Genomic DNA, 26,279 nt, shown 5'->3' on the forward strand with positions numbered 1-26,279 from the left:
GCCGCTGCCGACAAAGGTCATCACATCGGGTGATCAAGTCCGCCGGACTCAGCTCTTCCGGTGACCTATCAGCCGCGGCTTCGGCTCCAACCCGTCCAGCCCGTGCCACGCGAGATTCACCAGATGCGCCGCGACCTCGGCCTTCTTCGGGCGGCGCACGTCCAGCCACCACTGACCCGTCAGCGCGACCATGCCCACCAGTGCCTGCGCGTACAGGGGCGCGAGCTTCGGGTCGAAACCGCGGCTCTTGAACTCGCGGCCCAGGATGTCCTCCACCTGGGTGGCGATGTCCGAGATGAGCGAGGCGAAGGAGCCCGTCGACTGCGGGATCGGGGAATCACGCACCAGGATGCGGAAGCCGTCCGTGTACTCCTCGATGTAGTCCAGGAGCGCGAACGCCGCCTGCTCGCACAGCTCACGCGGATGCCCGGCGGTCAGGGAACCGGTCACCATGTCCAGCAGACGCCGCATCTCGCGGTCCACCACGACCGCGTACAGCCCCTCCTTGCCACCGAAGTGCTCGTACACCACCGGCTTGGAGACCCCGGCCTTCGCCGCGATCTCCTCCACCGACGTGCCCTCGAACCCCTTCGCGGCAAACAGCGTCCGACCGATCTCCAGCAACTGCTGACGCCGCTCCGCACCGGTCATCCGGGTACGGCGGGTGCGCCGGGGCTTGTCGCTGCTGGGGATGCTGGAGTCGGTCGCCACGCCGTCAATCATGCCGCGTCAGCGGTCGCCTTCTTGCGCCGGGAGCCGTTCCCGTCGGTGGTCCGGCGGGAATCGATACGCGAGCGTGACGGCCAGCGCACGTCGTACGCCCAGCCCAGCTGTTCGAACCAGCGGATGATCCGCGCCGACGAGTCCAGCTGGCCGCGCTCCACACCGTGCCGCGCCGACGTCGGGTCCGCATGGTGCAGGTTGTGCCACGACTCACCGCACGACAGGACCGCCAGCCACCACACATTGCCCGACCGGTCCCGGGACCTGAACGGGCGCTTGCCCACCGCGTGACAGATCGAGTTGATCGACCAGGTCACATGGTGCAGCAGCGCAACCCGCACCAGCGACCCCCAGAAGAACGCCGTGAACGCGCCCCACCACGACATCGTCACCAGCCCGCCGATCAGGGCCGGCAGCAGCAGCGACACCGCCGTCCACCAGACGAACTGGCGGGAGATCGTCCGGATCGCCCGGTCCCGGATCAGATCCGGAGCGTACTTGTCCTGCGAGGTCTGCTCCTCGTCGAACATCCAGCCCACATGGGCCCACCACAGACCCTTCATCAACGCGGGGACGGTCTCCCCGTAACGCCACGGAGAATGCGGGTCACCCTCCGCGTCCGAGAACTTGTGGTGCTTGCGGTGATCGGCCACCCAACGCACCAGCGGCCCCTCCACCGCCATCGAACCGGCGATCGCCAGCGCGATCTTCAGGGGCCGCTTGGCCTTGAAGGAACCGTGCGTGAAGTGGCGGTGGAAGCCGATCGTGATGCCGTGACAGCCCAGGTAGTAGAAGAACACCAGCAGGCCCACATCGAGCCAGCTCACCCCCCAGCCCCAGGCCAGCGGCACCGCCGCGACAAGCGCCAGGAACGGGACGGTGATGAACAGCAGCAGAGTGATCTGCTCGATCGAGCGCTTCTGCTCGCCGCCCAGCGTCGCGGACGGCAGCGCAGTGTCGTTCGCCCTTGGGGCGTCTTCGATCACATCGGAGCTTGTGGTCATGGGGGCGTCCCCTGTGGGGTCGAGGGTCGAGGCAAATGCCCGGGATACGGGGTCAGGATCCTCCCGGAATCCGACGGGAGACCCTACGGTTCCGTAACCTACGGCGTCGTAAGTATGGCAGTGCGTCGCCCGGCGGCAAGAGCCCGTGAGGCTGCGCGTCCGCCCCGCCACCTATCCTTGGAGTCGGTCGGACAGCGCGGTCCGCTCTGATTAATTCCCGGATGCCCCGTCCGTATGCGGCACCCGCCGCGCGCGGCACCCGTCCGGGCCCCCTCCCAGACGAGCTTCAACACTGCAAGGAGCCGCACCTGTGAGCAGTGCCGACGACCAGACCACGACGACCAGCAGCGAGCTGCGCGCCGACATCCGCCGGCTGGGTGATCTGCTCGGCGAGACCCTCGTCCGGCAGGAAGGCCCCGAGCTCCTGGAACTGGTCGAGCGCGTCCGCCGGCTGACCCGCGAGGACGGGGAAGCCGCCGCGGAACTGCTGCGCGGCACCGAGCTGGAGACCGCCGCCAAGCTCGTGCGCGCCTTCTCCACCTACTTCCACCTCGCGAACGTCACCGAGCAGGTGCACCGCGGCCGTGAACTGCGCGCCAAGCGCGCCGCCGAAGGCGGACTGATCGCCCGCACCGCCGACCGCCTCAAGGACGCCGACCCCGAGCACGTGCGCGAATCCGTCCGCAACCTCAACGTGCGTCCCGTGTTCACGGCACACCCGACCGAGGCCGCCCGCCGCTCCGTCCTCAACAAGCTCCGGCGCATCGCCGCACTCCTGGAGACCCCCGTCCTGGACGCCGACCGCCGCCGCCACGACACCCGGCTCGCGGAGAACATCGACCTCGTCTGGCAGACCGACGAACTCCGCGTCGTGCGCCCCGAGCCCGCCGACGAGGCCCGCAACGCCATCTACTACCTCGACGAACTGCACGCCGGCGCCGTCGGCGACGTCCTCGAGGACCTCACCGCCGAACTGGAGCGCGTCGGCGTCAAGCTGCCCGACGAGACCCGCCCCGTCACCTTCGGCACCTGGATCGGCGGCGACCGCGACGGCAACCCCAACGTGACCCCCGATGTCACCTGGGAGGTGCTGATCCTCCAGCACGAGCACGGCATCAACGACGCCCTCGAAATGATCGACGAGCTGCGCGGCCTGCTGTCCAACTCCATCCGCTACGCCGGCGCCACCGACGACCTGCTCGACTCCCTCCGCACCGACCTGCAGCTGCTCCCCGAGATCAGCCCCCGCTACAAGCGACTCAACGCCGAAGAGCCCTACCGCCTCAAGGCCACCTGCATCCGGCAGAAGCTCGTCAACACCAAGCAGCGCCTCGCCAAGGGCATCCAGCACGAGCCCGGACGCGACTACCTCGGCACCTCCGAACTGCTGCACGACCTCAGAATCATCCAGACCTCGCTGCGCGCCCACCGCGGCGGGCTCTTCGCCGACGGCCGCCTCGCCCGCACCATCCGCACCCTCGCCGCCTTCGGCCTCCAGCTCGCCACCATGGACGTCCGCGAACACGCCGACGCCCACCACCACGCCCTCGGCCAGCTCTTCGACCGGCTCGGCGAGGAATCCTGGCGCTACGACGACATGCCGCGCGAGTACCGCCACAAGCTCCTCGCCAAGGAACTCCGCTCCCGGCGGCCCCTCGCCCCCACCCCCGCACCCCTCGACGCCGCCGGCGCCAAGACCCTCGGCGTGTTCGAAACCGCCAAGCGGGCCCTGAAGGTCTTCGGCCCAGAAGTCATCGAGTCCTACATCATCTCCATGTGCCAGGGCGCCGACGACGTCTTCGCCGCCGCCGTCCTCGCCCGCGAAGCCGGCCTCATCGACCTCCACGCCGGCTGGGCCAAGATCGGCATCGTCCCGCTGCTCGAGACCACCGACGAGCTGAAGGCCGCCGACACCATCCTCGAGGACATGCTCTCCGACCCCTCCTACCGGCGGCTCGTCGCACTGCGCGGCGACGTCCAGGAGGTCATGCTCGGCTACAGCGACTCCTCCAAGTTCGGCGGCATCACCACCTCCCAATGGGAGATCCACCGCGCCCAGCGCCGCCTGCGCGACGTCGCCCACCGCTACGGCGTACGACTGCGGCTCTTCCACGGCCGCGGCGGCACCGTCGGCCGCGGCGGCGGCCCCACCCACGACGCCATCCTCGCCCAGCCCTGGGGCACCCTCGAAGGCGAGATCAAGGTCACCGAGCAGGGCGAGGTCATCTCCGACAAGTACCTCATCCCCTCCCTCGCCCGGGAAAACCTCGAACTCACCGTCGCCGCCACCCTCCAGGCCTCCGCCCTGCACACCGCCCCCCGCCAGTCGGACGAAGCACTGGCCCGCTGGGACGCCGCCATGGACGTCGTCTCCGACGCCGCCCACGCCGCCTACCGCAAGCTGGTCGAAGACCCCGACCTGCCCGCCTACTTCTTCGCCTCCACCCCCGTCGACCAGCTCGCCGACCTCCACCTCGGCTCCCGCCCCTCCCGGCGCCCCGACTCCGGCGCCGGCCTCGACGGACTGCGCGCCATCCCCTGGGTCTTCGGCTGGACCCAGTCACGCCAGATCGTGCCCGGCTGGTACGGCGTCGGCTCCGGCCTCAAGGCACTGCGTGAAGCCGGCCTCGACACCGTGCTCGCCGAGATGCACGAACAGTGGCACTTCTTCCGCAACTTCATCTCCAACGTCGAGATGACCCTCGCCAAGACCGACCTGCGCATCGCCCGCCACTACGTCGACACCCTCGTACCCGACGACCTCAAGCACGTGTTCACCGCCATCGAGGCCGAGCACGAACTGACCGTACGCGAGGTCCTGCGGGTCACCGGCGAGAAGGAACTGCTCGACGCCAACCCCGTCCTCAGGCAGACCTTCACCATCCGCGACGCCTACCTCGACCCGATCTCCTACCTCCAGGTCGCCCTGCTCAAGCGCCAGCGCGACGCCGCCGCCACCGACACCGAGCCCGACCCGCTGCTGTCCCGGGCACTGCTCCTCACGGTCAACGGCGTGGCCGCCGGACTGCGCAACACCGGCTGACCCCCACCCCGCACAAAAAGGTGCCCCCGCACTCGTCACCGGACGAGCACGGGGGCACCGCCGTCACCACCCCCCACCACAAGAGCTACTGCAGAGCCACAAACGTCGCCGTCAACAACGCAACCCCCGACCCCGCCATCACCCAGGCCGTACGCGGCATGCGCAGCCCGCCCGCCACCACCACCGACGCAAGCAGCAGCGCACCCGCCAACGGAATCCACGCATACAGCACACCCGCCGGACCCGAACGCACCACCTCGTCGGAATCCGGCTTCACCACGACCGTCAGCACCTCGCCCCGCCGCCCCGCCACCGAATCGTCGATCAGCACCCGCCGCCGCGCCGTCGACCCCGCCGACAAAGGCTCATAGGGGCCACTGCACACACCACCGGAACACCGGGCCACCGTCATCGTGCCCCGCTCCCGGCCCTTCGTCAGCATCACGTGCTGCGCGGTCCCCCACGATCCCCACACACCGCCGATCAGAATCAGCACCGCGACCGCAGCCATCGCCGCGAGCCGCCCGAACCGCAGCACCGCGACCGCAGCCTGAGAAGAGGAGACGGCAGAAGACATGGCCGCGATCCTTGGCCATGCCCCCGCGCCCGGTCAACTCCCACCCGGAACAAGTCAGGAGTTGTACGTGCCTTGCGCCCGCTCCAGCCCCTCGATCACCAGACACTCCACCGCGTCCGCCGCACGATCCACGAAGTAGTCCAGCTCCTTGCGCTCCGCCGACGAGAAATCCTTCAACACGAAATCCGCCACCTGCATACGCCCCGGCGGACGCCCGATCCCGAACCGCACCCGGTGGTAATCCGAACCCATCGCCTTCGTGATCGACTTCAGCCCGTTGTGGCCGTTGTCACCACCACCCAGCTTCAGACGCAGCGCCCCGAAATCGATGTCCAGCTCGTCATGCACGGCCAGCACATTCGCCACCGGCACCTTGTAGAAATCACGCAGGGCGTTCACCGGGCCGCCCGACAGATTCATGTACGACATCGGCTTCGCCAGAATCACACGACGATTCGCCGGACCGGGCGGACCGATCCGCCCCTCAACGACCTGCGCCTGCGCCTTGCCCGCCCGCTTGAACCTCCCCCCGATCCGCTCGGCCAGCAGATCGGCCACCATGAACCCCACATTGTGCCGGTTCATCGCGTACTCGGGCCCGGGATTGCCGAGGCCCACAACGAGCCAGGGGGCATTGGCAGGGGTGCTCACGTCCATGTCTCCTTGATACGCGCCAGCCGCTGCCCCGTACGGGAACAGCGGCTGACGAAACGACGACGACGAGGATCAGGCCTCGGCAGGAGCCTCTTCCTCGCCCTCCACGGCCTCCTCGCCCTCCGGAGCCTCCTCCGCCTGCGCGGCCAGAACCTGCAGGACCACCGCGTCCTCGTCGACCGCCAGGGTCACACCGGACGGCAGAACGATGTCCTTGGCGTGGATCGAGGCACCCGCCGCCAGACCCTCCACCGACACCGTCAGCGCCTCGGGGATGTGCGTGGCCTCGGCCTCGACCGGCAGCGCGTTCAGCACGTGCTCCAGCAGGTTGCCACCCGGAGCCAGCTCACCCTCCGCGTGGACCGGGATCTCGACGGTGACCTTCTCGCCACGCTTCACCAGCAGCAGGTCGACGTGCTCCAGGAAACCCTTCAGCGGGTCACGCTGCACGGACTTCGGGATCGCCAGCTCATTGGTCTTGCCGTCGATGTCCAAAGAGATCAGGACGTTCGGCGTACGCAGCGCCAGCAGCAGATCGTGACCCGGCAGGGTCAGGTGCAGCGGGTCCGAACCGTGCCCGTACAGGACACCGGGGACCTTGCTGGCACGACGGATACGGCGCGCGGCACCCTTGCCGAACTCGGTGCGCGTCTCGGCGGTGATCTTCACCTCGGACATGTTCACTCCTCGTAGTAACGCGAACGGACGTGGTCACCCGGCCACGAACGGCCTGCTACGAAGAGCGCGTCGATTACGGACCGCCGTACCCCAATGAGTACGGCCTCCCTCGCCGAGCAACTGCAGCAGTCTACCCGGAGGGGAAGGCCGTACCCAAAAGGATCTCTACCGGCGCACCATCACTGCTCGTCGAACAGGCTCGTCACCGAACCGTCCTCGAACACCTCACGCACCGCGCTCGCGATCGTCGGCGCGATCGACAACACCGTGATCTTGTCCAGAGCCAGCTCGCCCGGCGTCGGCAGCGTGTTCGTGAAGACGAACTCACTCACCCTCGAGTTCTTCAGACGGTCCCCGGCCGGACCCGACAGCACACCGTGCGTGGCCGTCACGATGACATCCTCCGCACCATGCGCGAACAACGCGTCCGCAGCCGCACAGATCGTGCCACCCGTGTCGATCATGTCATCGACCAGGACGCACACCCGGCCCTCCACCTCACCCACGACCTCGTGCACCGTCACCTGATTGGCGACGTCCTTGTCACGGCGCTTGTGCACGATCGCCAGCGGCGCACCCAGACGATCGCACCAACGGTCGGCCACCCGCACACGGCCCGCGTCCGGAGACACCACGGTCAGCTTCTCGCGGTCCACCTTCTGACCCACATAGTCCGCCAGCAGCGGCAACGCGAACAGATGGTCCACCGGACCGTCGAAGAAGCCCTGGATCTGATCCGTGTGCAGATCCACCGTGAGGATCCGGTCCGCACCGGCCGTCTTCATCAGATCCGCGATCAGACGCGCCGAAATCGGTTCACGTCCACGGTGCTTCTTGTCCTGCCGCGCGTAACCGTAGAAGGGCACGATCACCGTGATGGAACGAGCCGACGCACGCTTCAGCGCGTCGATCATGATCAGCTGCTCCATGATCCACTTGTTGATCGGAGCCGTGTGGCTCTGGATCAAGAAGCAGTCGGCCCCACGCGCCGACTCCTGGTAACGCACATAGATCTCGCCGTTGGCGAAGTCGAAGGCCTTCGTCGGGACGACCCCGACACCCAGCTGGTGGGCGACCTCCTCGGCAAGCTCGGGGTGTGCGCGGCCGGAGAAGAACATCATTTTCTTCTGGCCGGTCGTCTTGATCCCGGTCACAGCACTGTCTCCTCAGAGGTGATTTTCAGCTGGGGTGTCGAGAAGCCGTCACAGCCGTCGCGGCAGACGCGGACGGCCGTCTCAGCTGGTAGGGGGTGCGAGTGTGCACCTATCACGGTACGCCGTGCCGGACGCCCGTGTTTCCGCTCAGCCCTCGCCATCCGGCTCCCCCGAAGCCGCCCCGGCCGCCTTCGCCGCCGCGCTCCCCGGACGCTTACGAGCGACCCAGCCCTCGATATTCCGCTGCTGACCACGGGCCACGGCCAGCGAACCGGGCGGCACATCCTTCGTGATCACCGAGCCGGCAGCCGTGTAGGCACCGTCCCCGATCGTGACAGGAGCCACAAACATGTTGTCCGAACCGGTACGGCAGTGCGAACCCACGGTCGTGTGGTGTTTGTCCTGTCCGTCATAGTTCACGAAGACACTCGCCGCGCCGATGTTCGTGTACTCACCGATCGTCGCGTCCCCGACATACGACAGGTGCGGCACCTTCGTGCCCTCACCGATCGACGCATTCTTGGTCTCCACATACGTGCCGACCTTCGACTTGAGACCAAGACGCGTACCGGGACGGAGATAGGCGTACGGGCCCACGCCGGCCTGCGGGCCGACCACGGCGCCGTCCGAGACGGTGTTGTCGACCCGGGCCCCCGCCCCCACCCTGGTGTCCTTCAGCCGGGAGTTGGGGCCGACCTCGGCGCCCTCGCCGACATGAGTGGAACCGAGCAGCTGCGTACCCGGGTGCACAACCGCGTCCTGCTCGAAGGTCACGGTCACGTCCACCCAGGTGGTGGCGGGATCCACGATCGTGACCCCCGCGAGCATGGCACCGGTCAGCAGGCGGTCGTTCAGGATGCGACGGGCTTCGGAGAGCTGGACCCGGTTGTTGATGCCGGCGATCTCACGGTGGTCGGCCGCGACGGACGCGCCCACACGGTGCCCCGCCTCACGCAGGATCCCGAGCACATCGGTGAGGTACTCCTCACCCTGGCTGTTGTCCGTGCGGACCTTGCCGAGCGCGTCGGCGAGCAGCTGCCCGTCGAAGGCGAACACGCCGGAGTTGATCTCCTTGATCGCCCGCTGGGCGTCGTCGGCGTCCTTGTGCTCGACGATCGCGGTGACGGCACCGGAGGCGTCGTCGCGGACGATACGGCCGTAGCCGGTGGCGTCGGGGACCTCGGCGGTCAGCACGGTGACGGCATTGCCGTCACCGCCGTGGGTGGCGGCGAGCCGCTTGAGCGTCTCGCCGGTGAGCAGGGGGGTGTCGCCGCACACGACGACAACGGTCCCGTCGACGGACCCGCCCAGCTCTTCGAGGGCCATCCGGACGGCGTGCCCGGTCCCGTTCTGCTCGGCCTGGACGGCGGTGCGTACCGCGGGGTCGATCCGGGTCAGGTGCTCGGTGACCTTCTCCCGGGCGTGGCCGACGACGACGACCAGATTCTCGGGCTCCAACTCGCGAGCGGAGGCGAGCACATGCCCTACGAGGGAACGGCCACAGATCTCGTGCAGGACCTTGGGTGTGGCCGACTTCATACGGGTGCCCTCACCCGCTGCGAGAACGACGACGGCTGCCGGGCGGTTGGCACTCACGGGGATGCCCTTCGGCTTCTGGGGGTGGGGTGGACATCCGCAGGATACCGGGGTGTTTGGGGGGCGACATGAGAGCGGGCCCTGACGGTGCTGTCAGGGCCCGAAGCGAGCAGCTCCGCCAGCTGGATTCGAACCAGCACTACAGGGCTTCAAAGGCCCGCGGGCTACCAGTTACCCCATGGCGGATGGCTGCGTCAGACCTTACCCGAGGAGAGAGGTTCCGTGATCCCGGAGGCCGCATTCACCATGCCTGTCCACCAGCCCTCGATACGGCGGTACAGGTCGGCACATTGCAGGACGCTGATCACGAGACAGCCGCGGTAGCTCTCGCCCACGTTCTTGCGGACGGTCTTGGGGTTGTGCTTCTTGATGGTCGTGCGTTGGAACGCGGAGACATCGACGCCGACAAGGTCAGCCCAGTAACGCTGGGCACCCTCGACATCGGCCGTCATGTGGATCATGACTCGGTACCGCAGGCGTTCGCGTTCCACGCCGAGCAGGTCCAGCCAGGCCAGATAGATCCGAATCACGCCGGGATCGCTGTTGACGAATTGAACGCTCTCGCGCCTGGCGTAGGGCTTGTCCTTGGTCCCCTCGGCCCAGTAGAGCGCGACGCCGGTCATGAACAGCTCACGGGCAGTCATCGCGCCGATCTCCCCCGCAGCGGCTGCCTTGGTCCGCCGGCGCTCTTCGTCTCGCATTGCCAGCTCGTGTTCCCACCTCTTCCGGGCCGCCAGCTTCGCTTGTTCCGTCGGATCCCGCCGCTCCGGCTTCGGCAGATCCCGTACCCAAAGCGACACCGAGCTCCGGGAGCACCCCAGCTCCGCCTCGATCTGGTCGTACGTCCAGCCCCGGAGCCGCAGCTCCCTCGCCTTCTTGCGCAGGTCGTCCTTCGCCCTCGGGCGCTTCGTCCATTCCGGTGGCGGCTCCCCCTTCACCAACTGGTTCAGGATGTCGTTGTTGAAGATCTTCAGCTCGTCGCGGATCTGCCGAAGGCTGTAGCCGCCCCGTCGCAGCGCCACCGCCCGTTCCCTCAGCCCCTCGAAGTCCGCGTACCTGCCCGGTGCGTGTGCCATGGGCATAACCTCCGGGCGGAGTCCGGACCTCCGGGGTCGTACGGTGTGCGATTCAGCAGTTCGAGGGATTTCCGGTCGGTTTCGCTTCTGTTTGATTACGGAGTGTGGTGTTCGGTGCCAGTCGGAACTCACCGGAAATCCCCGCCCCGGCGCCCGTAGGCTGGAGGCATGACCACGACGGGGGAAGTCCACACGGGGTCCGGGGAAGGGCCCTGGTGGTGGGTGCGGTGGCGCAGTGCCGTGCTCGACATCTCACTCGCGGCGCTGTCCGCCGCGGAGTGTTCGGCCGAGGGGATGCAGTTCTCGCGGGATGCCGGGCTGCCGGTTCCGGTGGGGATGGTGTTCGGGCTGTTCGCGGGGGTCACGCTGCTGTTGCGGCGCAGGTGGCCGATTGCCGTGGTGCTGGTGAGCATCGCGATCACGCCCGCCCAGATGGGGTTCCTGATGGGTGTCGTCGGGCTGTACACGCTCGCCGCTTCGGAGCTGCCCCGGCGGATCATCGGTGCGCTTGCGGGGATGTCGTTCCTCGGGATGTTCATCGTGACGTATGTGCGGGCGCATCAGGGGATGGTCCGGGGGGATCTGGCGATCGCGGGGGGGTTCATTCCGTTTCTGTCCGTGACCACCGCGCTCGGCATGACGGCGCCTCCGGTGCTGCTGGGGTTGTACATCGGTGCCCGGCGGCGGCTGATGGAGAGCCTGCGCGAGCGGGCCGACTCGCTGGAGCGGGAGCTGATGCTGCTTGCCGAGCGGGCGGAGGAGCGTGCGGAGTGGGCGCGGAACGAGGAGCGGACCCGGATCGCGCGGGAGATGCACGATGTGGTGGCGCACCGGGTGAGTCTGATGGTGGTGCACGCCGCGGCTCTTCAGGCTGTCGCGCGGAAGGATCCGGAGAAGGCGGTGAAGAACGCCGCGCTGGTGGGGGACATGGGGCGGCAGGCGCTGACGGAGTTGCGGGAGATGCTGGGGGTGCTGCGGACGGGGGAGGGGCTCGCGGGCCGGCATGCGCGGGCGGGGGTGCCGTTGGCGGCGGTGGGTGCGGCTGCGGCTGCGGCTGCGTGGCGTGCCGCGGACGATTCGTCCGAGGGTCCTTGTCTGGCGGAGCTGGCGGAGTTGGTGGGGCAGTCGGCGGCGGCGGGGATGGTGGTCGATCTGCTGGTGGAGGGTGAGGTGCGGTCGTATGCGCCGGAGGTCGAGCAGACGGCGTACCGGGTGGTGCAGGAGGCGTTGACCAACGTGCACAAGCATGCGGCGGGTGCGAAGACGCATGTGCGGCTTGCGCATCGCTCTGCGGAGATCGCGATGCAGGTGGAGAACGGGCCGCCGCCGGAGCCGGGCTTTGCTCGTTCGGCGGGGTTGCCGAGTGGGGGCAATGGTCTGGTCGGGATGAAGGAGCGGGTCAGTGCGCTGGGTGGGGTGTTTGTTTCGGGGCCGACGGATGCGGGTGGGTTCCGGGTGTCGGCGGTGATTCCGGCGGGGGCGGTGTGACGGTCGCCGTGGGGGCGGCCGTGGTGTCGTCGGGTGGGGCGCGGCGGTATGTCTTTCGGGGTCACCCGGCGGTGAGGCGTACCGGTTCGATTCCTGCCAGCAGTGTGGTGAGGCCGTGATCGATGTCGGGGCCGAGGTACCAGTCGCCGGTGTGGTCGAGGGCGTAGATGCGGCCTTCGGTGTCGATGGCGAGCAGGGCGCGGCTGTCGGATTCCTCGCCGAGGGGGGAGACCTCGGTTTCGAGGGCGCGGCCGAGGTCGGCGAGGGTGCGGGCCATGTGGAGGCCGTGCAGGGGGTCGAGGTGGAGGGCGGCGGGGGCGAGTTGGCGGCCGGGTCCCTGTGCGGTGATGTGCAGGCCGCCGAATTCGGCCCATGCTTCGACGGCTGCGGGGAAGACCATGTGCCGGTGGCCTGCGGGGGATGTGTGGTTGCGCAGGGTGTCGGCCCAGATTTCCGCCTGCTTTATGTCCCAGCGGCCTGGTTGCCAGCCTGCGGCGCGCAGGGCGGCGTCCACGGGTACGGAGAAGCGTGTGGTGGAGGAGTGGTGGGCGTGCATCTGCCTTCGATCGTCGAGTGTCGTGGTGCGGCGCGGGCGCCGTTTTGCTGTGTGCGGTGGGTGGGTCAGCTGTGCGCCGTGGGGTCGACGATGTGTACGCCGAAGTGGTTGCTGAGTGCGGTGCAGGCGCGGCAGGGTGCGGCGAAACTGCCGTGCAGCGGGTCGCCGTCCTCGCGGATGCGGCGTGCGGTGAGCTTGGCCTGTTTGAGGGCCTTGCGTGCTTCGCCGTTGGTCATTGGTTTGCGTGCGGCGCGTTTGCTGCGTGCGGCGTCGGCGGCGGCGATGTGGCGGGAGATGAGGATGGCCTCGGCGCAGCGGCCGGTGTAGCGGTCGCGTTGGCCGCTGGTGAGGGTGTCGAGGAAGTCCTGGACGAGCGGGTGCAGGACGGGCGGCTGGTCGGCGCGGGCGGCGGTGCCGGTGAGGGTGGCGCCGCGGACGGAGAGTGCGGCGGCGACGGTGGGGAGTATGCCGTCGCGGCGGTGGCGGAGGGTGGGGGCGGTGGGCGCCTCGGTGCTGCTCCAGCCGATGCGTGGGTCGCCTGACGTGCCTGTTTGTGTTGCGCTCATGATCGTGTTCCCCTCCCTTGCACCCCCCGGCGGGACACAGACTGCCAAATGCCGTGGCTGGTGCGGAAGCTGGGGCGCTGCGACACGCCCGTGCTTCGTCGTACGGTCACGGTGGGGTGACGGCTGGTCACGGTGTCGGCGGGGTGTCGACGGGTGGGGAACCGATGGCCCGGTGACCGGTGTCGTCGTACCGCATAGGCTGTCGACGTCCGCGATCCACATCGCCGTACAGGCCAGACAGAACGCCGCAGGGGGCAACCGCCATGACGACAGGTCGGCTCGGGCAGCAAGCCGCGCCGCCGAACGCGGCCTACGCCGGGCAGGTCGTGCACTTTCCGGACCCGGTGAGGGCTGCCCGTCACCCGAGAGGTGTGCGGGTGGACGCGCACGGCTATCCCGACTTCTCGCCGTATGCGCGTGCGGCGGCGGAGATTGCGGATCCGCCGGAGGGTTTCGGCGTGGACGAGTTGCGGCTGACGGACTATGTGTCGGCGAACGCGGCGTCGGCGGCGTCCGGTCATGAGTTGTGGGACACGATTCCGGCGGTGGCGACGCCGCACGGCTGGACGTGGCATCACGTGCGGGGGACGCGTCGTCTGGAGTTGGTTCCGGTCGAGGTGAAGGCGCTGCTGAGGCATCACGGCGGGATAGCGACGGCGCGGGTCGATCAGTCGAAGCGCGGGACGCGGCCGTTGCAGGAGACGCGTCCGGCGCACTTCGGTTTGCCGAAGTCGTCGGTGGCGGTGACGGAGCAGCAGGTGCAGGGGGCCGAGGAGGACCTGGGGTATCGGCTGCCGGGTGCGTACCGCGCGTTCCTGAAGGCTGCGGGTGGGTGTGCGCCGGTGGGGGCGGCGCTCGACGCGGAGTTGGGGCTGCTGGTCGATCAGCCGTTCTTCACGGTGCGGGACGAGGCGGCGGTCAATGATCTGGTGTATGTGAACAAGTGTCTGCGCGACCATCTGACGAAGGATTACCTCGGGGTGGGGTTCGTGCAGGGTGGTCTGCTGGCCGTGAAGGTGAAGGGTGACCGGATCGGTTCGGTCTGGTTCTGTGCGTACGACGACGCGCGTGATGTGGATGCGTCGTGGGCGCCGGCCGAGCGTGTGCAGCGGTTGTTGCTGCCGTGCGGTGACGACTTCGACTTGTTCCTGTCCCGTCTGGCGGGCAATCCACCGGAGTTGGAGACGGTGGCGAACTTGATGGTGGATGGCGGGTTCGCGCATGCGGTGCCGGTGTCGTCGACGTCTTCGGTGGGGGAGTGAGTTCGGCGATGGTGACGTTTGCGCAGGCGCAGGAGCGCGCGGAAGAGTGGATCAACGGGGATGTGCCGTCGTACCAGCATCGTGAGGTGCGGGTGCGGGAGTTCGAGCTCGGGTTCGTGGTGTGGGCGGAGGACCGGGCCGAGGGGCCGCGGTCGGACGGGGGCGCGCAGCGTCTTGTCATCGCGCGTGACAGTGGTGAGGCGACGCTGTGGCCCGGGTTGCCGGTGGGTGAGGTGATCCGCCGGTACGAGGAGGAGTACGGGGTGCAGGACGCGGTGGCGCAGCCGGCGCCGGCGCCTCCGGCGCGGGTGGATCTGAATCAGACGTCATTCCTGTTGAGCCCGCCGGAGTGGCTCCAGGAGGCGGCGGACAAGCTGGGTATTCCGGATCGTCGTCAGGGTGGCGGGGCGGCGGGTCCGTCCTCCGGCGTGTCGGAGGGCGCGGGTTCGCGTCCGGTGGCGGATGCGTCGGCTTCTGCGGCTCCCGCGGCCTTTGCGGCTCCCCCGGCTGCTGGGGCTCCCTCCGTTTCTTCGGCTCCCTCTGCTTCTCCGGCTTCTTCGGGGGGCGAGACGCCGTGGCCCGCCGCCGTGGGTGGCCACGAGGTGCGGGACGCGGTACCGGGTGTGCCCGAGGGGGCGACACCGTGGGCGGGGACCGACACCAACGGCGAGGCGGGCGAGGACCGTTCGGTTCCGCTTCCGGCGACCGTGTTCGCGCCGCAGCTGAGCGACCCCGGCGATGTCGGTACGCCGCCGCCCGCTTCGACGTCGGACGCGAAGACGGCGCTGATGGCGGGCGGCAGCCAACTGCCGCCCACGACGGTGGCTCCGGCACTGGACGGGCCGGGGGCGGGTGCGCAGGGCACGCCGCCTCCTGGTGTCCCCGGTTTGCCGCCGCACGGTGCTCCGGGTACGCCCGGGGTTCCGGGCACTCCGCCGCCGGGCGTCCCGTCGTACGGCGATCCGCAGGGTCCGGGCGGTGCTCCCGGTGTGCCGCAGGGGCCGGGTGTGCCGCAGCCGCCGCAGTCACCTGCCGGTGCGTCCGTGCCGGGGCGGCCGCTCGCGCCGAACGCCGGGGAGATCGCCGACGCCGCGACCAGCAAGGCGGCGCCTCCACGGGGGGCGCGCGCCGGTGGTGCGCCGCCTCTGCCGGGCGCTCCTGGTGCGCCGGGCGTGCGGCCGGGTGACACGCCCCCGCCGCCGTCACCCGGTGGCGCGGCGGGCGGCTATGTGCCTACGCAGCTCGTGTCGCAGCTCGGCCCGGACGGGCCGGGAGGAGTTGCGGGCGCGGGGGCCCCTGGCGCCCCAGGCGCGCCGCAGCCGCCTGCTGCCCCGCAGTCGCCTGCTGCTCCGAATGCGCCGGGCGGTGCGCCTCCGGGTGGTGTTCACCACGCGGCGACGATGCTGGCCGGTCCGCCTGTCGGTGGCCCGGGTGTTCCTGGTGGCCCGGGCGTCCCCAACCCGCCGGGCCCGCCCGGCCCCCCTGGTGCGCCGCAGTCGCCTGCTGCTCCGAATGTGCCGGGTGGGGGTACGCCTCCGGGTGGTGTTCACCACGCGGCGACGATGCTGGCCGGTCCGTCTGTCGGTGGCCCGGGTGTTCCTGGCGCTCCTGGCGCTCCGCAGCTGCCGGCCGCCCCCGGTATGCCGGGCATGCCCCCGGGTGCTCCGGGTGCCCCCGCCGCTCCCGGCGCCCCCGGTGGCGTACACCACGCCGAGACCATGTTCGCCGGTCCGGCCGCCGGTGGTCCGGGCGCGCCCCCGCCGCCGCCCCCGGGCGCGCCGGGCATGCCGCCCGCTGCTCCGCAGCCGATGCCGGGTCAGCCGATGCCTGGGCAGCCGATGCCGGGTCAGCCGATGCCGGGTCAGCCGATGCCCGGTCAGCCAGTGCCCGGGCAGCAGCCGTCGTACGGCTATCCGCCGGCCGCGCAGCCGACGGTGGGGCCCGGCTACCAGGCCGTGTTGCGCTACCGCGCCCAGGACGGTTCCGAGCAGCAGCTGATCCGGCGCTCGGCGCCGGGCACCCCGCACCCCGAGTGGCAGATCTTCCATGAGCTGCGCGCGATGAACGTCCCGCCGGACCAGGTGCTCGAGCTGCACACGGAGCTGGAGTCGTGTGAGCTGCCGGGTGCCTACTGCGCGCGGATGATCCGGGAGAACTGGCCGCAGGCCCGGATCGCCAGCATCGCCCCGTACGGCACCGACCACGCCTCGCGTCAACAGGGTATGCAGCAACTGCTTGCGCATCAGGGCGAGTTGCACCAGGTGGCGGATGGTCCGGCGCGTCCGGCCCCGGTGCGTGCGCCGCTGCCGCCGGTGCAGCCGACGCCGCCGATTCCGCCGGAGGCCATCGCGCAGGAGCTGGCCGGTGCCTTCGGTCCCGGGATCTTCCGCTTCGACCAGGCCGCCGTCTCCCGGCAGGGGGTGCCGCCGATCGTGGCGCACACCCTGGTGGTGGCCGGACTGCCCGTCGACATGGGCCCGTTCTTCTGGGCGCAGGCCCAGCCCGGCCGTCCGGTGCCGACGCTGGCCGAACTGGCGCAGGAGCGAGGGGTGCAGCCGGCCGCGGATGCGGGTTCGTACCTGGTGATGGGCAGTGACTTCGGCAAGGCGGTCTGCGTGCAGTACGGCACGGCGAACATCGTCGCGGTGCCGGTGGAGCCTGGTCCGGGTGGCGCTCCCGTACCGCCGCAGTTCGTGAACACGGGGCTGCCCGAGTTCGCGCGCTGTCTGGCGCTGCTGGGCCGGATGTGGCGGCTGCGGTTCGGGCTCAACCAGGAGCAGGCGGGCCGCTGGACGGTTGATTTCCAGGCCCAGTTGGCCTCCCTGGATCCGGCGGCGCTGGGTTCGCCGGAGAGCTGGTGGTCCGTGCTGCTGGAGCAGATGTGGGACGGGTTGCTGTGATCTGTTGCTGACGTCTCGTCAAGGGCCGGGCGTGGCCGTACGACTTCGTACGGCCACGCCCGGCCCTTTTGTCTGCCCTGCGGTGTCCCCTTTCTGCTTGTCCTGAGGTGTGCCGGGGGGTGTGCGCTGTGGTGTGCGACGGCGTGTGTGACGTGCTGTGCGACCTCGCGCGCAACACCCCGCGTGCATCGTCGTTCCTGGCCTTGTCCATTGCTTATGCGCGGAGTGTCGTGTTATGAACACTTCCGTCTGATCCATCAAGATGTGCGCGGAATCACCGGTTGTGGGTCAGGCGGAGAGGGGTTCCACGTTGAGCAGCGCATCGGGGTCGCCGCACGGCTTTGTGTCCGTGCGCCGCGGCTACCGTCCAGATCAGGTCGACGCGTACACGGCGGCTCTCTCGCAGGACCGCGACGCGGCCTGGGAGCGGGCCGCCCGGCTGACCGTGCTGGCCAGGGAGATGGAGGCCGAGCTGGCGCGATTGCGTGAGACGGTGGCGCGGCTGGGGCCGCAGACGTACGAGATGCTCGGCGACCGGGCCCGGGGGCTGTTCGGCCTGGCGCAGGAGGAGGCCGCGGCCGTACGGGAGGACGCCCGGCGGGGTGCGCGGCAGTCGGTCGCCGATGCGCAGGAGGAGGGGCGGCGGTCTCAGGAGGCAGCGCAGGCGTACGCCGACGAGTTGCGCGCGGAGGCCGAGGAGCGGGTCCGTACCCGGCTGCTGGCGGCCCGGGCCGAGGCCGACGACGTACGGGTCGCGGCGCGGCGCGAGGTGAAGGAGAAGCGTGGGGAGGCGCTGGCCGCGCTGCGCGAGGTGCGTCGGCGCACCGAGGCGCTGCTCGCCGAGCAGGAGCGGGAGCGGGCCGAGCGGCTGGGGGCCGAGGAGCGGGCGGTGGCCGAACGGGCCGCCAGGCTGGAGGCGTCGGAGGCGGAGCGGGTGGCGCGCGCGGAGGCCGCCCTGTCGGAGGCGAAGCGGGCGTTCGCCGAGGCCGAGGAGTCGTCCCGGCAGGTTCAGCGGGACGCCCAGGCACGCGCCGCCGAGGTGATCGCCGATGCGCGGCTGCGGGAGGACCGCATCACGCGGGAGACGGAGCGGGTGCTGCGGGAGCACGGGGAGGAACGGGACCGTGTGCAGGCCCAGTTGGACCATGTGCGCAACAGCCTCGCCATGCTGACCGGCCGGGCCCCCGCGGAGTAGGCCCGCCCCGTTCGGCCCGGCCGTTGGTCAGCCGCTTCTGCGGACCGCCCCCGCCAGGATCCATCCCTCCACCGCCTCGTACTGCCGGCGCTGCTCCGTGGCCTGGCGGCGGCCGGAGACGGCCGTGCCCAGCCAGCCGTAGGCGAAGCCCAGCGGGATGGAGACGAGGCCGGTGGTGGTGAACGGGAACCAGTTGAAGTCGGCCTTCGGGAAGGCCGCCGCGGGGGAGCCGGAGACCAGGTTCGTGCCGGTCATCAGGACGAGTGTCGTCACCGTGCCCCCGATCAGTGTCCAGAGCAGGCCGGTTCGGGTGTAGCGGCGCCAGAAGAGGCCGTACACCAGGGCCGGTGCGATCGCGGAGGCGCCCAGACAGAAGGAGAGCGTCACCAGCGGCTGCAGACTGCGGTGCTGGACGAGCGTGGCGAGCAGGATCGCCGGGACCCCCACCGCCAGCGCCGAGACGCGTGCCAGGGCCATCTCGCGCCGCGGCGGCATCTCCAGCACCCGGGCGGCGAACACGTCGTGCGCGAGGGAGTTGGCGCAGGCGAGGATCATTCCGGCGACGGAGGCGAGCAGGGTGAGGAAGAGCGCCGTCGTCACCGCGGTGAACAGCAGCGTCCCGCCCGCCGACACGTTGGCGCCGAACGCGGCCCGGGAGCCCAGCAGATAGGCGGTGTTGCCCCGGGGGTCGGCGGCCGCGACGGTGGCGCGCCCGATCAGGGCCGTGGCGCCGAACCCGACAACCGTGATGACCGGTACGAACAGGGCCACCGACGGCACCGCCCAGCCCATCGAGTGGCGTACCTGCCGGGCGCTGTTCGCCGTGTACATCCGCATGGTGATGTGCGGCAGACAGGCGCCGCCGAGCACCACCGTCAGCTCCGAGGTGATCATGTCCAGGCGGGGGGCGGGGCCGCCGGCGAACTCCAGGCCGGAGTGCAGGAAGGCGGAGCCGACGCCGCTGTTCTTCGCGGCGGCCGCGAACAGTGCGCCCGGGTCCCAGTCGAAGCGGCGCAGGATCAGCGCGGCGACGACGGTGCCGGAGCCCAGCAGCATCACGATCTTCATGATCTGGATGACTGCGGTGCCCTTCATGCCGCCGATCGCCGCGTAACTGATCATCAGCGCGCCGAGGCCGATGATGCAGCCGGTCTTCAGGGAGTCGCCCGAGAAGCCGAGGATGAACGCCAGCAGGTCGCCGGTACCGGCGAGTTGGACGAGCATCAGCGGCAGCAGGGCCACGATGGTCGCGGCGCACGCGGTGATGCGCACCGCCCGCCCCGGCATGCGCCGGGCCAGCACGTCGCCCATGGTGAACCGGCCCGCGTTGCGCAGGGGTTCGGCCAGCAGGAACATCAGCAGCATCAGGGACAGGGCGGTGCTCAGCGCGAGGACGACACCGTCGTACCCGGTGAGCGCGATGACGCCGCCGGTGCCCAGCACGGTCGCGGCGGAGATGTAGTCCCCCGCGATGGCGAGGCCGTTGCGCATAGGGGACAGCGAGTTGTAGCCGGTGTAGAACTCGTCGAGGTCGTCGCGGTCGGGGCCGGTCATTACGCACAACAGCAGCGTGATCGTGGCGACGGATGTGAACGCAACCAGGGACATGGCCTGTGCGGAACTGCTGAATCCGGTGAGCGGGCCGGCTGCGGCAGGTGTGCTCATCGCACGGTCTCCTGCCTGGAGTCGAGGGCGGCCTGCCTGCGGATGCGGTCGGCGATCGGGTCGACGGTGTGGCGTGCCGTGTACGCGTACAGGGCGATCGCGAGGAAGGTGACCGGCACCTGCAGGAGGCCCAGGAGCAGGCCCAGGGTCAGGCCGCCGGAGACGGTGCGGGTCATGAAGGACGGCGCGTAGGCCGACAGGACCAGGAAGAGGGTGAAGTAGCCGAGGGCGGTGAGGGTGGCGACGCGCCGCTGCCATCGGTAGGCGGTGCGCAGGATCCGCAGGTCGCTGTGGTGTCCGAGCGGTGTGCGGCGCGGCGGCCGCCGCTGCGCGGGTGGCGCGGGCGGCGGCTGCCAGGGGTAGGTGACGTACGACGGTGACGAGGCGAGCGGTGGTGAGTGGTCGGGCGACGGGCGCGACGGGAAGGCGTCGGACATCCCGGTTCTCCTTGCGTGGCTCGGGTCCGTGGCGGCGGACCGCAGGGAGCGGGGGGTGAGCGACGCACGCTACTCGCGGGATCGGGGCTGTGCGGCCTTTTCACCAAACTGATCGGTCGGTACGCGCTTACTGCACGGCCTGGGGTGTGACCCGCCGTTGGCTCCGTCTGGACGTCCCTCCGGGTATCCGCCCCCGGTGTCGGTCCCGGCAACGACCGTTCCCGCGGCTCGGCCCCGGCGCAGGCGGTGTCGGCGACGTCCGGGCCGGCGCCGGGCGCTCACGCCGAGGCCCGGTCGTTGAGGACCGGGAAGCGGCGCGGGGCGACGAACAGCAGCACCAGGAACGCCAGTGCCGCCGCGCACGACGCACCCAGGTAGACCGCATGGACCGCGGAGGCGATCGCCCGGCGGGTCGCCTCCGGCGCGGTGCCCCCGTCCAGCGCCCGCGTCACCGCGTCCAGGTCGCTCGCGCCGCCCAGCCGGGACGCGAGGACGCCGTTGGCGATCGCGCCGAACACGGACGCCCCGACGGTCTGGCCGGTCTGACGGCAGAACAGGACGGACGCCGTGGTGGTGCCGCGCTCCGCCCAGCCCACCGTCGACTGCACGCCCACGATCAGCGGGAGCTGGAAGAGGCCCAGCGCGCCCCCGAGCAGCAGCATCAGCAGGGCCGGCTGCCACGGCGATCCGGGATAGGGAAGGAAGGGGAAGGCCAGCAGGAGCAGCGCCGCGAGGCCGATGCCCAGCATCGCCGTGTCACGGAAGCCGATGCGCCGGTACACGTGCTGGCTGAGCGCCGCCGACAGCGGCCAGCTCAACGTCCATACGGAGAGCACGAATCCGGCAGCGACCGGGGCGAGACCGAGGACCGCCTGCGCATACGTCGGCAGGAAGACCGCCGGGGCCACCATCAGCAACCCCAGCGCGCCCAGCGCCAGGTTGACGGCGGCGATCGTACGGCGGCGCCACACCCACCCGGGGATGATCGGTTCCGCCGCCCGGCGCTCCACCGCCACCACCGCCGCGGCCAGCGCCAGTCCCGTGCCGAACAGCGCAAGCGACGGCGCGGACAGCCACGGCCAGGCGACTCCGCCCTGCACCAGCGCCGTCAGCAGCACGCCCCCGCAGGCGAACACTCCGAGCACGCCGGCCCAGTCGATACGGGGGCGAGGACCCGCTTCCCGCTCCGGCTCGTGCAGATGGCGCACGACCAGCCACAGCGCGACCGCCCCGATCGGCAGGTTGACCAGGAAGATCCACCGCCAGTCGGCGTACGCGGCGAGCGCGCCGCCCAGCGCCGGGCCCGCAACCGCGGACAGCGCCCACACCGTGGAGAGCCTGGACTGGATCTTCGGGCGTTCCTTCAGCGGGTAGAGGTCGGCGGCGAGCGTCTGCACCGTGCCCTGGAGAGCGCCGCCGCCCAGGCCCTGCACGATGCGGAACGCGATCAGCGCCCCCATGTTCCAGGCCAGCGCGCACAGTAGCGAGCCGAGCAGGAAGACGGAGGCCCCCGCGATCAGCACCGGCTTGCGGCCGAAGGTGTCGGAGAGCTTGCCGTAGACGGGCAGCGTCACCGTCACGGCCAGCAGGTAGCCCGAGAACAGCCAGGAGAAGAGGGAGAAGCCGCCGAGGTCGCCGACGATCTGCGGGACGGCGGTCGACACGATCGTCGCGTCGAGAGCGGCCAGCGCCATCGCCAGCATCAGCGCGGCGACGACGGCACCGCGCCGGCCGGTAGCGGTGCGCTGTGCGGCTTCGCGTATCGCAGGTCGTGTACCGCCCACGGGATGCCCCCTTGTGCTTGTCCGCCGCACGCAAGTTTCCCACTTGACCCTGACGCTGCGGGAGGGTGGAGGCTGACTGCGCCGGAGGGTGGAGCCAACCCTGAGAAAAGCTCCACCCTCCGGTGGACAGCCCCTAGGGGGATCTCCGTACCAGGGCCCGGGGAGGGTTCGTCCCGGCGGAGGACGAGACAGGCCAGGACCGTCCTTAACCTGGCTTTACGCCGCTGGGCAGCGGTCGGCACGCACGGGGGTGGTGCCGGCCGCACCAAAAGGGGGTGGGGTTGTCCCCAGCGGAAGACGGGGCCGTGCACCAGCGCGCCGGGCCGTCCTCGACGCCAGACTCGTCGGGGGACCGAGCGCGGAATGCGGTGATCTGACGGGCCGGAACGTGAACCGAATCGGGGTTCCGACCCGGTCACCGGACAGAGCCCCTACGCCAACCGTCCGCCACACAGCACACTTCACGCTTCTCAGCTGACCGACATAGGAGACTCACCATGACATCGGCCGTGACCATCCCCAGGCACGGGGGTACTGGAGGGCGTACGGCCGTCGCCGCGCGGGCGCGCCAGGTCGTCAAGGCGTACGGGGCCGGGGAGACCCGGGTCGTCGCCCTGGACCATGTCGATGTGGACATCGCCCGCGGCCAGTTCACCGCGATCATGGGCCCCTCGGGGTCCGGCAAGTCCACCCTGATGCACTGCCTGGCCGGGCTCGACACGGTGACGAGCGGTCAGATCTTCCTCGACGAAACCGAGATCACCGGCCTGAAGGACAAGAAGCTCACCCAGCTGCGCCGGGACCGGATCGGCTTCATCTTCCAGGCGTTCAACCTCCTGCCGACGCTCAACGCGATCGAGAACATCACGCTGCCCATGGACATAGCGGGCCGCAAGCCCGACCGCGCCTGGCTGGAGCGGGTCGTGGAGACGGTCGGCCTGGCCGGCCGGCTCAAGCACCGGCCCAACCAGCTCTCCGGCGGCCAGCAGCAGCGCGTGGCGGTGGCCCGCGCCCTGGCCGCCCGTCCCGAGATCATCTTCGGTGACGAGCCGACCGGAAACCTCGACTCGCGGGCCGGCGCCGAGGTGCTGGGCTTCCTGCGCCGCTCGGTCGACGAGCTCGGCCAGACCATCGTGATGGTCACGCACGACCCGGTCGCCGCCTCGTACGCCGACCGCGTGCTGTACCTGGCCGACGGCCGGATCGTCGACGAGATGCGCCAGCCCACCGCGGAGCAGGTCCTGGACCGTATGAAGGACTTCGACGCCCGGGGGCGCACGTCATGACCGTCCTGAGGACCTCGCTGCGCAACTTCTTCGCGCACAAGGGACGTATGGCGCTGTCCGCCATCGCGGTCCTGCTGTCGGTGGCCTTCGTCTGCGGCACCCTTGTCTTCACCGACACGATGAACACGACGTTCGACAAGCTCTTCGCGGCGACCGCCTCCGACGTGACGGTCACGCCGGGGACCGCCAAGAGCGACGACGGGAACCCGCAGAGCGGCAAGCCCGAATCGATTCCGGCCTCCGTGCTGGAGCGGGCGCGTACGGTCGCGGGCGTCAAGTCCGCCGAGGGCGGGGTCAGTTCGATGAACGTGACCGTCGTCAACGGCCGTAACGAGAACATGGGGTCGTCCACCGGCGCGCCCACCATCGCGGGCAACTGGACGAAGAACGACCTGCGGTCCATGGAGATCAGCCAGGGGCATGCGCCGAGCGGCCCGGCCGAGACGATGGTCGACAAGGACACCGCCGACAAGCACCACCTGCGGCTCGGCGACGAACTGCGCACCATCGCGGTCACCGGCGACTTCAAGGCGCGGATCGTCGGCATCGCCACCTTCAAGGTGACCAACCCGGGTGCCGCCGTCGTCTACTTCGACACCGCGACCGCCCAGCGCGAACTGCTCGGCGCCACCGGCCGGTTCACCCACCTCAACATCACGGCGGCAGCCGGCGTCAGTGACGAGCAGCTCAAGGGGAACGTCACACGGGCGCTCGCCGGCACGGGCTCCTTCAAGATCCAGACCCAGAAGGAGCACGCCGACGAGAACCGCAAGAGCGTGGGCGCGTTCATGAACGTCATCAAGTACGCCATGCTCGGCTTCGCCGGTATCGCGTTCCTGGTGGGCATCTTCCTGATCATCAACACCTTCTCGATGCTGGTCGCCCAGCGCACCCGCGAGATCGGTCTGATGCGGGCGATCGGCTCGTCCCGCAAGCAGGTCAACCGGTCGGTACTGGTCGAGGCCCTGCTGCTGGGCTTCTTCGGCTCGGTGCTCGGGGTGGGCGCAGGCGTCGGCATCGCGGTCGGCCTGATGAAGCTCATGTCGTCCCTGGGCATGGACCTCTCCACCCGCGATCTGACGGTCAAGGCGACGACCCCGGTGGCCGGCGTGCTCCTGGGTGTCGTGGTGACGGTCCTCGCCGCCTACCTGCCGGCACGTCGCGCCGGCAAGGTCTCCCCGATGGCCGCGCTGCGCGACGCGGGCACCCCCGCCGACGGCAAGGCGGGTCTTGTGCGGGGAATCATCGGCCTGGTGCTCACGGCCGCCGGCGGCCTCGCGCTCTACGCGGCGGCGACGGTGAAGAAGGCCAGCGACGGTTCGCTGGTGCTCGGCGTGGGAGTCGTCCTGACCCTGGTCGGCTTCGTGGTGGTCGGCCCCCTGCTCGCGGGGGGCGTGGTCCGGGCGATCAGCGTGGTGCTGCTGCGGATGTTCGGCCCCGTCGGGCGCATGGCCGAGCGCAACGCGCTGCGCAACCCGCGGCGCACGGGCGCCACCGGAGCGGCGCTGATGATCGGGCTCGCGTTGGTCGCGTGCCTGTCGGTGGTCGGCTCCTCGATGGTGGCCTCCGCGACGGACGAGCTGGACAGGTCGGTGGGCGCGGACTTCATCGTCCAGGGCAACCAGCGGGTCGTACCGCAGGCCGAGAAGGCCATTGAGGCGACGCCCGGCCTCGCTCACGTCACCCGCTACAAGCTGCTCTCCGCCAAGCTGACCTCGCCCGACGGGAAGACCGAGGACAGCGGCGTGACGGCGGCGGACCCGTCGTACGCGAGTGATCTGCGCCGCACGACGACGGCGGGGGAGCTCTCGGCGGCGTACGGCACGGACGCGATGTCGGTGGGCTCCGACTACGCCAAGAAGCACGGCGTGCACGTCGGTGACACCCTCACCGTCGCCTTCCAGGAGGGCCGGACGGCGAAGCTCGAGGTCGCCGCGATCACGAACGACAACACGTCGCTCGACAAGGGAGCCCGCTACCTGTCCATCACGACGATGGAGAAGTACGTCCCGGCCGACCGCGTCCCGCCGAACCAGATCATGTTCGCCAAGGCGAAGGACGGCCAGGAGAAGCAGGCGTACGCGGCGCTGAAGAAGTCGCTCCAGCCGTACCCGCAGTACCAGGTCCGCGACCAGACCGACTACAAGAAGGAACTGCGCAACCAGGTCGGACAGCTGCTGAACATGGTCTACGGCCTGCTCGCCCTGGCGATCATTGTCGCGGTCCTCGGTGTGATCAACACGCTCGCCCTGTCGGTGGTGGAGCGCACCCGGGAGATCGGCTTGATGCGCGCGATCGGCCTCTCGCGCCGCCAGCTGCGCCGCATGATCCGCCTGGAGTCGGTGGTCATCGCGCTCTTCGGCGCTCTCCTGGGCCTCGGCCTGGGCATGGGCTGGGGCGCGACTGCCCAGAAGCTCCTGGCCCTGGAGGGCCTGAAGGTCCTCGAGATTCCGTGGGGCACGATCATCGGAGTCTTCATCGGCTCGGCGTTCGTGGGCCTGTTCGCGGCTCTGATCCCGGCGTTCCGGGCGGGCCGGATGAACGTACTGAACGCGATCGCGACGGAGTAGCCACCGCGGCGTCCGTGATGCCGGGGGGCACCACGGGCGGGGAGTGCGGTGCAACGGGGGACGGC

At 70.1% G+C, this 26,279-nt stretch carries 20 protein-coding genes and 1 tRNA gene; 7 read left to right on the top strand and 14 right to left on the bottom strand.

Annotated elements, in window-relative coordinates:
• Positions 1 to 48: 48 nt before the first annotated feature.
• Both AAW14_RS15215 and AAW14_RS15220 read right to left on the bottom strand, forming a co-directional pair.
• On the bottom strand, positions 49 to 723 hold the full coding sequence (locus AAW14_RS15215; RefSeq protein WP_265564185.1) for a TetR/AcrR family transcriptional regulator: 675 nt from the start codon (positions 721 to 723) through the stop codon (positions 49 to 51).
• Entirely contained in the window at positions 720 to 1,727 is a 1,008-nt protein-coding gene (locus AAW14_RS15220; RefSeq protein WP_265564187.1) for an acyl-CoA desaturase, read from the bottom strand. Before AAW14_RS15220 ends, AAW14_RS15215 begins: the two co-directional genes overlap by 4 nt.
• Before the next feature lie 310 nt (positions 1,728 to 2,037).
• Between AAW14_RS15220 and ppc the strand changes: the two genes are divergently transcribed.
• Complete coding sequence (gene ppc / locus AAW14_RS15225; protein WP_265564189.1) at positions 2,038 to 4,770, top strand: phosphoenolpyruvate carboxylase; 2,733 nt, start codon at positions 2,038 to 2,040, stop codon at positions 4,768 to 4,770.
• Positions 4,771 to 4,855: 85 nt separating this feature from the next.
• On the opposite strand, the gene AAW14_RS15230 is transcribed toward ppc, so the two are convergent.
• From AAW14_RS15230 to AAW14_RS15260, 7 genes are all read right to left on the bottom strand, one after another.
• Positions 4,856 to 5,347 carry a hypothetical protein gene (locus AAW14_RS15230; RefSeq protein ID WP_265564190.1) on the bottom strand — a complete coding sequence of 164 codons (492 nt, stop codon included), beginning with the start codon at positions 5,345 to 5,347 and terminating at the stop codon, positions 4,856 to 4,858.
• A 54-nt stretch (positions 5,348 to 5,401) separates the two neighbouring features.
• The gene (gene pth, locus AAW14_RS15235; protein ID WP_265564192.1) at positions 5,402 to 6,004 is read right to left on the bottom strand and encodes an aminoacyl-tRNA hydrolase; all 603 of its coding nucleotides are present in this window, start codon (positions 6,002 to 6,004) and stop codon (positions 5,402 to 5,404) included.
• Between the two features lie 69 nt (positions 6,005 to 6,073).
• A complete protein-coding gene (locus tag AAW14_RS15240) occupies positions 6,074 to 6,679 on the bottom strand; it encodes a 50S ribosomal protein L25/general stress protein Ctc (RefSeq protein WP_265564193.1) in 606 nt (201 codons plus the stop codon).
• A gap of 179 nt (positions 6,680 to 6,858) precedes the next feature.
• Positions 6,859 to 7,833, bottom strand: coding sequence for a ribose-phosphate diphosphokinase (locus AAW14_RS15245; RefSeq protein WP_265564195.1), 975 nt, complete (start codon positions 7,831 to 7,833; stop codon positions 6,859 to 6,861).
• 147 nt (positions 7,834 to 7,980) lie between these two features.
• Positions 7,981 to 9,429, bottom strand: a complete 1,449-nt coding sequence (glmU, locus tag AAW14_RS15250) for a bifunctional UDP-N-acetylglucosamine diphosphorylase/glucosamine-1-phosphate N-acetyltransferase GlmU (protein WP_265564198.1) — start codon at positions 9,427 to 9,429, stop codon at positions 7,981 to 7,983.
• 113 nt (positions 9,430 to 9,542) lie between these two features.
• Positions 9,543 to 9,615: transfer RNA gene (locus tag AAW14_RS15255), tRNA-Gln, on the bottom strand.
• Positions 9,616 to 9,623: 8 nt separating this feature from the next.
• Positions 9,624 to 10,505 (bottom strand): hypothetical protein, encoded by an 882-nt coding sequence (locus AAW14_RS15260; protein ID WP_265564200.1) that lies wholly within the window; start codon positions 10,503 to 10,505, stop codon positions 9,624 to 9,626.
• Between the two features lie 168 nt (positions 10,506 to 10,673).
• Here AAW14_RS15260 and AAW14_RS15265 point away from each other — a divergent pair, with 168 nt between their 5' ends.
• Positions 10,674 to 11,993, top strand: a complete 1,320-nt coding sequence (locus AAW14_RS15265) for a sensor histidine kinase (protein ID WP_265564202.1) — start codon at positions 10,674 to 10,676, stop codon at positions 11,991 to 11,993.
• Positions 11,994 to 12,054: 61 nt separating this feature from the next.
• Here AAW14_RS15265 and AAW14_RS15270 read toward each other — a convergent pair whose 3' ends face one another.
• Together AAW14_RS15270 and AAW14_RS15275 are read right to left on the bottom strand one after the other, a co-directional pair.
• A complete protein-coding gene (locus tag AAW14_RS15270; protein WP_265564203.1) occupies positions 12,055 to 12,549 on the bottom strand; it encodes an SUKH-3 domain-containing protein in 495 nt (164 codons plus the stop codon).
• Between the two features lie 65 nt (positions 12,550 to 12,614).
• Positions 12,615 to 13,115 (bottom strand): YwqJ-related putative deaminase, encoded by a 501-nt coding sequence (locus AAW14_RS15275; protein ID WP_265564205.1) that lies wholly within the window; start codon positions 13,113 to 13,115, stop codon positions 12,615 to 12,617.
• Positions 13,116 to 13,378: 263 nt separating this feature from the next.
• Here AAW14_RS15275 and AAW14_RS15280 point away from each other — a divergent pair, with 263 nt between their 5' ends.
• The 3 genes from AAW14_RS15280 (at position 13,379) to AAW14_RS15290 (ending at position 18,472) form a co-directional block, all read left to right on the top strand.
• Positions 13,379 to 14,377, top strand: a complete 999-nt coding sequence (locus AAW14_RS15280) for an SMI1/KNR4 family protein (RefSeq protein ID WP_265564372.1) — start codon at positions 13,379 to 13,381, stop codon at positions 14,375 to 14,377.
• Between the two features lie 8 nt (positions 14,378 to 14,385).
• Entirely contained in the window at positions 14,386 to 17,277 is a 2,892-nt protein-coding gene (locus AAW14_RS15285; RefSeq protein ID WP_265564207.1) for an SUKH-4 family immunity protein, read from the top strand.
• 310 nt (positions 17,278 to 17,587) lie between these two features.
• Complete coding sequence (locus tag AAW14_RS15290) at positions 17,588 to 18,472, top strand: cellulose-binding protein (RefSeq protein WP_265564209.1); 885 nt, start codon at positions 17,588 to 17,590, stop codon at positions 18,470 to 18,472.
• A 27-nt stretch (positions 18,473 to 18,499) separates the two neighbouring features.
• Here the strand turns inward: AAW14_RS15290 and AAW14_RS15295 are convergent, their stop codons facing one another.
• The 3 genes from AAW14_RS15295 to AAW14_RS15305 all read right to left on the bottom strand — a co-directional run bounded on the left by AAW14_RS15295 (position 18,500) and on the right by AAW14_RS15305 (position 22,358).
• Positions 18,500 to 20,137, bottom strand: coding sequence for a cation acetate symporter (locus AAW14_RS15295; protein WP_265564211.1), 1,638 nt, complete (start codon positions 20,135 to 20,137; stop codon positions 18,500 to 18,502).
• Positions 20,134 to 20,574: a DUF485 domain-containing protein gene (locus tag AAW14_RS15300; RefSeq protein WP_265564213.1), complete on the bottom strand. Its 441-nt coding sequence runs from the start codon at positions 20,572 to 20,574 to the stop codon at positions 20,134 to 20,136. The genes AAW14_RS15295 and AAW14_RS15300 overlap by 4 nt, the downstream gene beginning before the upstream one ends.
• Before the next feature lie 278 nt (positions 20,575 to 20,852).
• Entirely contained in the window at positions 20,853 to 22,358 is a 1,506-nt protein-coding gene (locus AAW14_RS15305) for an MFS transporter (protein ID WP_265564215.1), read from the bottom strand.
• Between the two features lie 497 nt (positions 22,359 to 22,855).
• Between AAW14_RS15305 and AAW14_RS15310 the strand changes: the two genes are divergently transcribed.
• Both AAW14_RS15310 and AAW14_RS15315 read left to right on the top strand, forming a co-directional pair.
• Positions 22,856 to 23,644, top strand: a complete 789-nt coding sequence (locus AAW14_RS15310) for an ABC transporter ATP-binding protein (RefSeq protein WP_265564217.1) — start codon at positions 22,856 to 22,858, stop codon at positions 23,642 to 23,644.
• Positions 23,641 to 26,214 carry an ABC transporter permease gene (locus AAW14_RS15315; protein WP_265564219.1) on the top strand — a complete coding sequence of 858 codons (2,574 nt, stop codon included), beginning with the start codon at positions 23,641 to 23,643 and terminating at the stop codon, positions 26,212 to 26,214. The genes AAW14_RS15310 and AAW14_RS15315 overlap by 4 nt, the downstream gene beginning before the upstream one ends.
• The last annotated feature ends 65 nt before the right edge of the window (positions 26,215 to 26,279 follow it).

Source organism: Streptomyces hygroscopicus (genome assembly GCF_026168105.1).
Taxonomy (GTDB): Bacteria; Actinomycetota; Actinomycetes; order Streptomycetales; family Streptomycetaceae; genus Streptomyces; species Streptomyces hygroscopicus_D.

Bases quoted from the DNA above. Each gene is read 5' to 3' on its own strand.
- AAW14_RS15260 (WP_265564200.1), bottom strand. From the start codon at position 10,505: ATGGCACACGCACCGGGCAGGTACGCGGACTTCGAGGGGCTGAGGGAA.
- AAW14_RS15280 (WP_265564372.1), top strand. From the start codon at position 13,379: ATGACGACAGGTCGGCTCGGGCAGCAAGCCGCGCCGCCGAACGCGGCC.
- AAW14_RS15300 (WP_265564213.1), bottom strand. From the start codon at position 20,574: ATGTCCGACGCCTTCCCGTCGCGCCCGTCGCCCGACCACTCACCACCG.
- AAW14_RS15310 (WP_265564217.1), top strand. From the start codon at position 22,856: ATGACATCGGCCGTGACCATCCCCAGGCACGGGGGTACTGGAGGGCGT.
- AAW14_RS15285 (WP_265564207.1), top strand. From the start codon at position 14,386: ATGGTGACGTTTGCGCAGGCGCAGGAGCGCGCGGAAGAGTGGATCAAC.
- AAW14_RS15230 (WP_265564190.1), bottom strand. From the start codon at position 5,347: ATGTCTTCTGCCGTCTCCTCTTCTCAGGCTGCGGTCGCGGTGCTGCGG.
- AAW14_RS15315 (WP_265564219.1), top strand. From the start codon at position 23,641: ATGACCGTCCTGAGGACCTCGCTGCGCAACTTCTTCGCGCACAAGGGA.
- AAW14_RS15265 (WP_265564202.1), top strand. From the start codon at position 10,674: ATGACCACGACGGGGGAAGTCCACACGGGGTCCGGGGAAGGGCCCTGG.
- AAW14_RS15295 (WP_265564211.1), bottom strand. From the start codon at position 20,137: ATGAGCACACCTGCCGCAGCCGGCCCGCTCACCGGATTCAGCAGTTCC.
- AAW14_RS15215 (WP_265564185.1), bottom strand. From the start codon at position 723: ATGATTGACGGCGTGGCGACCGACTCCAGCATCCCCAGCAGCGACAAG.
- AAW14_RS15220 (WP_265564187.1), bottom strand. From the start codon at position 1,727: ATGACCACAAGCTCCGATGTGATCGAAGACGCCCCAAGGGCGAACGAC.
- AAW14_RS15270 (WP_265564203.1), bottom strand. From the start codon at position 12,549: ATGCACGCCCACCACTCCTCCACCACACGCTTCTCCGTACCCGTGGAC.
- AAW14_RS15240 (WP_265564193.1), bottom strand. From the start codon at position 6,679: ATGTCCGAGGTGAAGATCACCGCCGAGACGCGCACCGAGTTCGGCAAG.
- AAW14_RS15275 (WP_265564205.1), bottom strand. From the start codon at position 13,115: ATGAGCGCAACACAAACAGGCACGTCAGGCGACCCACGCATCGGCTGG.
- pth (WP_265564192.1), bottom strand. From the start codon at position 6,004: ATGGACGTGAGCACCCCTGCCAATGCCCCCTGGCTCGTTGTGGGCCTC.